Source organism: Alcanivorax sp. HI0044, from assembly GCF_001634945.1.
This window is the reverse complement of the sequence record NZ_LWEZ01001513.1, coordinates 1-1,409: the sequence shown is the minus strand read 5'-3', so window position 1 is coordinate 1,409 and position 1,409 is coordinate 1. Positions and strand designations below refer to the sequence as shown.

Annotated in this window: 1 protein-coding gene; it reads right to left on the bottom strand. The window is 59.0% G+C overall.

Annotated elements, in window-relative coordinates:
* Positions 1-13 precede the first annotated feature (13 nt).
* The coding region (locus tag A3730_RS22790) for a cobyric acid synthase (protein ID WP_063539022.1) at positions 14-1,409 on the bottom strand (1,396 nt) is incomplete at its 5' end.

The following is a 1,409-nucleotide window of genomic DNA, read 5'->3' as shown; positions in this document are numbered from 1 at the left end:
AGGGAGGGGGGGCCTAGTCAGCCCTTGAGATGCTTTCCTGCAATATCGTCATGTCCATATGGCGCTCCACCATATCGGCAAGCCGGTCCAGTTGCTGCTCCCGGTGAGCGGCATAATCTACGCCGCGATTATCGTGCAGACCGGCCCAGGCAAGGATGGCGTTGCCACTGTCTGCCAAATCAAACAAACCGTGCAGGTAACACCCCATCACCTGGCCATCCTCACTCATGGCCCCATCGTATCGGTCACCCAGCATCAGCATGGGGCGGCTCAGCGCCTCTCCGCGGGTAATACCGTTATGAATCTCGTAACCTTGAACAGGCGAATCTGAGGCCAGCAGTTTCCCCTTTGTGTTGGCAAGCTGTTTGCCCGCTATCAACTCGGTGCTCATGGCCAGCCAGCCCAGCCCCTGGCTGCTACCGGGGTGACTCTCCAGCCCCTGAGGGTCATCAATCCGCTCGCCGAGCATCTGAAATCCCCCGCAAATACCCAGCACCTTGCCGCCGTAACGCAAGTGCTTTTCGATCTGCTTGTCCCAGCCTTGTTCGCGCAGGAAGGCCAGGTCCGCACGGGTGGCCTTGCTGCCCGGGAGAATCACCAGATCCGCCTGCGGCCAGGCTTCCCCCATCCTGACGAAGCGCAGGTTCACACTGGGATGCAGTCGCAGGGGATCGAAATCGTTATGGTTGCTCATGCGCGGCAACAGCGGCACCACCACATTGAGTGCATCGCTTTCGTGTTCGCCCTGCTCATCCACCGCATCTTCCGCATCCAGGGTAAGGCCATGCAGATAGGGCAGCACGCCAAACACGGGTTTACCGGTGCGATCTTCAAGCCAGTCAAGCCCGCTCTGCAGCAAGGAAAGGTCGCCACGGAAACGGTTGATGACAAACCCCAGGGTGCGTTTCTGTTCGCTGTCGGAAAGCAAATCCAGCGTACCGGTGAGATGGGCAAAGACACCGCCGCGATCGATATCGGCAACCAGAATAACCGGGCAATCCACCATCTCGGCAAAGCCCATATTGGCAATATCATTCTCGCGCAGATTGATTTCCGCCGGGCTGCCTGCGCCTTCCACGATGACCACATCGTAGCGGGAAGTGAGCGCCTGCCAGGCCGCCAGCACCGCTTCACTGGCGGTCTTTTTGTAGGCGTGATAATCCAGCGCCTGCATATTGCCCAGCACCTTGCCACGAATAATCACCTGCGCGCCCATATCTGTTTGCGGCTTGAGCAACACCGGATTCATGTCACTGTGCGGCTCAACACCACAGGCCAGCGCCTGCAAGGCCGTAGAACGACCAATCTCCCCACCGTCCACGGTCACCGCACTGTTCAATGCCATGTTTTGCGGCTTGAATGGCGCCACTGAATATCCTCGCTGCGCAAACCACCGACACAACGCCGCC